The 5214-nt window shown below is 35.5% G+C and carries 5 protein-coding genes and 4 tRNA genes; all 9 read right to left on the reverse strand.

Going from position 1 to position 5214, the window contains the following annotated elements; translation table 11 throughout:
- Positions 1–374: 374 nt before the first annotated feature.
- The 9 genes from NCCP28_RS23275 to NCCP28_RS23315 all read right to left on the reverse strand — a co-directional run bounded on the left by NCCP28_RS23275 (position 375) and on the right by NCCP28_RS23315 (position 5191).
- Positions 375–1106, reverse strand: coding sequence for a class I SAM-dependent methyltransferase (locus NCCP28_RS23275; RefSeq protein WP_248563542.1), 732 nt, complete (start codon positions 1104–1106; stop codon positions 375–377).
- 64 nt (positions 1107–1170) lie between these two features.
- On the reverse strand, positions 1171–2442 hold the full coding sequence (locus NCCP28_RS23280) for an MFS transporter (RefSeq protein ID WP_248563546.1): 1272 nt from the start codon (positions 2440–2442) through the stop codon (positions 1171–1173).
- Between the two features lie 70 nt (positions 2443–2512).
- A complete protein-coding gene (locus NCCP28_RS23285) occupies positions 2513–2929 on the reverse strand; it encodes a MerR family transcriptional regulator (RefSeq protein ID WP_248563543.1) in 417 nt (138 codons plus the stop codon).
- 158 nt (positions 2930–3087) lie between these two features.
- On the reverse strand, positions 3088–3552 hold the full coding sequence (locus tag NCCP28_RS23290; RefSeq protein ID WP_248563544.1) for an HTH domain-containing protein: 465 nt from the start codon (positions 3550–3552) through the stop codon (positions 3088–3090).
- 175 nt (positions 3553–3727) lie between these two features.
- Entirely contained in the window at positions 3728–4600 is an 873-nt protein-coding gene (locus tag NCCP28_RS23295; RefSeq protein ID WP_248563545.1) for an IS200/IS605 family accessory protein TnpB-related protein, read from the reverse strand.
- A 225-nt stretch (positions 4601–4825) separates the two neighbouring features.
- Positions 4826–4900, reverse strand: a tRNA-Asn gene (locus NCCP28_RS23300).
- A gap of 13 nt (positions 4901–4913) precedes the next feature.
- Positions 4914–4987: transfer RNA gene (locus tag NCCP28_RS23305), tRNA-Gly, on the reverse strand.
- Positions 4988–5024: 37 nt separating this feature from the next.
- A tRNA-Trp gene (locus NCCP28_RS23310) sits at positions 5025–5098 on the reverse strand.
- Between the two features lie 9 nt (positions 5099–5107).
- A tRNA-Tyr gene (locus NCCP28_RS23315) sits at positions 5108–5191 on the reverse strand.
- Positions 5192–5214 lie beyond the last annotated feature (23 nt).

The raw sequence follows: 5214 nt of genomic DNA on the forward strand, positions 1-5214 counted from the left end.
TATATTTTCCATCTCGCTCTTACGCTTTTATTATCAGCGACAAGATATATAATATAAAATATTTGAAGTTTTGTCAACAAATTCTCAAAAGTTTTTTTACTTTTTTTATAATCAAATATTCCTAGATTTCTCGAAAAAAAGTATAAGAATAGTTTTCAGAATTGCAGCTACTCCAACTCTTTTTAATACATTATTCTATGTTACTATCCTCCTTATTCATTAATTGTATTGATGACGATAAAAAGGGCTTTCTCAAAAAAGTAAATCCATTAAAGTTTAAAAATTGATATATCGGCATTTTTGAATATGCAAAGGGCCATCTAATAAGCGGAAAATTGACTTATTCGACAGTCCCCCTCTTATAAATATAACGATTATTTGCTTGCTGAAATAATTAAAAACATGGGTCTTCGATTCTCATCTTTCATTTCTGGATTTGATTTTAGACTAGCTTCTGAAACTTTAGGTTCTTTCACTACTTTTATCGCAAAACCAGCATCAATTAGACCATTTAGATAAGCAGACAAAGTACGGTGATATTTAATAACATTTTCTGTCAAAAAAGTTGTTTGGCGGATTCCATCTTCCTGATAATGATCTACTGGCCAATGAAGACGATTCCCCTGCTCATCAGTATGCCAGTTTTGGCTTCCATCTGCTGTAAAAATGGGATGCTCTACTGAAAAAACAAAAACGCCGCCTTCCTTTAACCATCTATACACCTTTTGGCAGATTTCCTCAAATGATTGTATATAGTGCAGCGCCAAAGAACTAAATACAACATCAAATTGACATTTTTTAAAATGAACATCTTCAATAGCCGAATGCTGATAAGTAATTAATGAATCATCTGTTTTTTCCCTGGCAACTTTAAGCATCTTCTCTGAAATATCTACACCTACTATAGAACTTGCCTGCTGCTTTTTTGCGTAGCGGCAATGCCAGCCAAAACCGCATCCTAAATCAAGAAAACTTTTATTTGCCAACGCTGGAATCACTTCTTTTAGCACATGCCATTCCCCCGCAGACTCTAACCCGTAAATAGATCTTGGCATTTTTTCATATGCTGCAAAAAATTCCCCATCATCATATTTGTTTTGTTTCATCAACCTGTCCCCCCTCCTGATTTTCCAGGCTATTGTACTATAGATATACAAAACATTTATTCTTTTACCTTTTTGCAATTTCCCATTTGATCGTATTGTCTTCTTTTGCATATTTGGGCAGCATCCAGAAGTAAAATAAAGAAATGGCCATAAGCACCCCTCCAACAATCAAAAACAATCCCTCAATAGCAATATATACAGGAAAAGCAACAGAAATAATCCCCAGAGTGATAGATTGAGATAACATAATTAATGGACTCACACATCCCTGCACCCTTCCCATCATCTTTGGATCAATAATCTTTGGCAGCCATCCGCCAATGCCAATATTTGCAATTGGAAGAAAAAGCGCCACAATAAAAATCAACAAAAAATAGACAGACACCGTTGAAGCAAATCCTGCTAAAGCGATAAATATCCCCACAAACAGCAAACCAAAAGCAATAAGCTGATATTGCTTCAATTTAGCAGTGATGATTGGACTCATCAAACTGCCGACCAGCATGCCTAAACCAAAAACAATGCCAAGCCCTATCATATATGTTTCATAATGGTCTGAAGAAAGTTTGTATTTCATTATAAATGCTGGCATGACGGAAAGCCCTCCGTTTACAATCCCAAAAAAGAAAAAACCAGCCGTTAAATAAAGAAGAAGTTTATTGTTTAAAATGTATTTTACCCCCTCTTTAAAGTCATAAAGCATCGTTTTAATATGTAAACCTTTGAGAGATTGTGCTCCATTAGGCAATCGAACCTCTTCTCTAATAAAACAAAAGTATGTCAGAATAGCAGAAAATAAAAATGCCATCATATCGATAACAATCGCGCCTTCCACCCCAATTTTCCAAAATATAATAATGCCTAGCCCATCTCCGAATAACATAAAGATGCTGCCTACCATTTGATTTAACCCTGCTGCTTGAGCGTATTCTTCTTTTTTCAAAATCCCTTGAATGATTGCCTGCTGGGCAGGCTGAAAAAACTTAGAAACAGCGCTTCTTATAAACAGCAGAACAAATACTAGCGCTATCCACTCTTTTATAATCGCAAATAAAAGCACTACAGATAACACACAGCTGATTAAATCGCAGTTTATCGCTATTTTTCTCCGATCTAGTCTGTCGGCCAGCACACCAACAAATAAAAACACCGCAAGAGTTGGAAGAGAAAACATTAATTCTGTGACAGTTGCATAGAAAGGCTGCGCGGAGAATCTTTTTAACATATAGAACATAATTGCAGTAAGGCCAATGCTTTTTCCTAATTGGGAAGCAAGATTAGCAAAAAATAGCCGTGTATAATTTTCATTTTTAAAAATTCCGAAAATATTTTCCAGAAAAACACCGCCTTATTTTAATCCACGACCAACAACCATTTGATCACTAGATTAAAATATTTTTATTTTTTTAATGGCTGCTGTCTTTTAACATATTTGATACAGCATGGATCATCTGCTCTTTTAGCTCCCCTGAAATGTTTCGATTCATTGTAAGAAACACATCTTCATTTACTTGATAAACCTCTTGTTCTATGATTCTTTCTTTTTGATAAAAGGGCAGCTTGCTGCCGATGTTTTCTACTTCGGATAGGCTCAGTGAAGCAAGCTCCTCCCCGATAGCCGACAATGAATCCCCTGCTTTTTGCAATATCAAAATGGCACGCAGATAATGCAGATGCTTGTTTGTGTACACCCGCTGATTGCCAACAAGCTCTAATAGCGGCAAAAGACCAATTTGCGTGTAGTATCTTATTGTTCGTAGAGGAATATCTATCCCTTCAGCTTGCAGTATTTTTTCGATTTCTTTGCCTTTATATGTTGCCATCCATTTTTTCTCCTCTCTGCATAAAATTACAATTACAGTTGACTGTTACTATTTCACTGTACTGCAACTCGTTAAAAATTACAAATAATTCCTCTTCACAGCAAAAAAATCGAATCTATTAAAGACTCGATTTCTCCAAATGTATAACAACTAAAAATTTATCTTTCATTATTTTTTAACACATATACAAGCATCTGCAAATTCACACAAATATTTATTGTATATTGATCGTCAACTTCCTGATCGCCATTATAAAAATTTACAAATGCCTCATAAGGAACTTCCGCATATGCTGCTAAACTTTTATAGGAAAACTGGTATTCCTTGATTAGAAAACTGCCGATTAGCAATCTAATCCTTTCTTTTGCTTTCATAAGAGAAAATCCCTCAGAAATGAAAATTAAACGATAATCTATTACTGCCATTTCTTCTTCTGTTAATTCACAAGGCTCCCCTTGCAAAAGCTTTGCTGTTTTTTCAGCAGAGGTGCCTAAAAGTTTTGGAATTTGTTCTTCTTTTAGCTGGAAGTTTTTAATTGCTTCCTTTATTTTTGCTTGCATATATTCATGGCGATTATTTTCAGATAACAATTCAATATTTAAATCATTTATAAACTCTTCCATATTTCCCACTCCCTTTCCTTTAATGTACTGCTGGATAACAGCAAACACCTTCTTCTATATTTTAACTTTTTCTTGTTTATTGAACTACCCCCACCTAAAATTCTAACGAATTTTTGAGGAAGGGGATTCCTAAAAAGGACAACTAAACGAATTTAGTCGACCATTGCCCATTCAACTAGGCAATGTTTTTTCTACTTTTTACTTTTAACAAACTTTTTTCCTCAAGTTCTGTAAGAGCTCCTTGAGAAAAGACTTGATTCATTGAATCAACCCTGTTTCCAGCAAAAAGTTCTATCTGGTAGAACGCATGTTTACGAACATCAAATAGGCAAGATGATACCCACTTCCATTGCACCCAATGATGTAGACCTGTTATCTTCTCTGGTAACAGGGAATGCAACACCGGTGGAAGTTTTTCTTTATATCCCATTGCTCTTCGAGCAATGACATAAGAAGCTTGATGAATCGAGATTCCTAATCGCTTCATGTATTTGACTTTACCAATTTGAGAAGTGTAAGCCGGATTCACTTCGAAAACGGCTACACCCATTTTTTCTGCACGATTTTTAATGGCAGAAATCATTTTATTGTACGCAAAGAGACTCATGGCTTTATTGGCTTTTTTATTTCCATAAGCATGAGAAACCTTTGATTTTGTTGTATCCAATTTTTCCAAAGCAATTGGTTTATTTAACTTTGCAGCTAAATCAACAAGTACAACAGCTTTGTTCTCAATTATTTTCGTAGTTTGACCAGAGGATTTACCTTCTAAATCGAAAGAAAATACGCCCGATTTAATGAGTTGACCTTTTGAGTTGATGTTTGACCATGCCATGTGGTCTACATTCAAATCCAGCCCTAATAAGCCATCTACGCGGCTAAAATTTTTATTTTCTTTTTCTTGAACATCTACAAAACACTTGAAAATATAATAGTCTCCGTGGTCTTCCGTTGACCAAGCAATAGGTTTACCAAATTGTTTTTTGTTTTTGCAATGTATTTGATTTTCAATCGCTTGATTGATTTGTTCTTGACCATACGGAAACAAAAGATGGAGAAGAAAAATGTGATTTAAATGCGGATTTTGAATACAATCAATAAATAAAAGAAAACTAGATTTATCATTCTCTCTTTTATTTACCTTATTGTTCTGCTAAAAAGGCAGCAGCTAAAATTTTTCATCAAAAAAGGCTGAAATAGCAAGAATTAAAAGTTTAAAACTTCTAATTCTATCGCTGCTTCAGCCTATTATATGTATTTACAGACAAAAAAATGGCTCCGCAGGTAGGACTCGAACCTACGACCGTTCGGTTAACAGCCGAATGCTCTACCACTGAGCTACTGCGGAACAATAAATATTTTGGAGCGGGTGATGAGAATCGAACTCACGACATCAGCTTGGAAGGCTGAGGTTTTACCATTAAACTACACCCGCATCATTTATAGGAAAATTAAAAACATCGCTTTTCTTTTGGCAGGGGTAGTAGGAATCGAACCCACACCGGAGGTTTTGGAGACCTCTGTTCTACCTTTAAACTATACCCCTAAAGTTAAATGGTGGAGGGGGACGGATTCGAACCGCCGAACCCGAAGGAGCGGATTTACAGTCCGCCGCGTTTAGCCACTTCGCTACCCCTCCGAAATATTAAAAAGTTTTATACT

Origin of the sequence: Niallia sp. NCCP-28 (assembly GCF_023168165.1) — a bacterium.
Taxonomy (GTDB): domain Bacteria; phylum Bacillota; class Bacilli; order Bacillales; family Cytobacillaceae; genus Niallia.

Bases quoted from the DNA above. Each gene is read 5' to 3' on its own strand.
- NCCP28_RS23275 (WP_248563542.1), bottom strand. From the start codon at position 1,106: ATGAAACAAAACAAATATGATGATGGGGAATTTTTTGCAGCATATGAA.
- NCCP28_RS23285 (WP_248563543.1), bottom strand. From the start codon at position 2,929: ATGGCAACATATAAAGGCAAAGAAATCGAAAAAATACTGCAAGCTGAA.
- NCCP28_RS23290 (WP_248563544.1), bottom strand. From the start codon at position 3,552: ATGGAAGAGTTTATAAATGATTTAAATATTGAATTGTTATCTGAAAAT.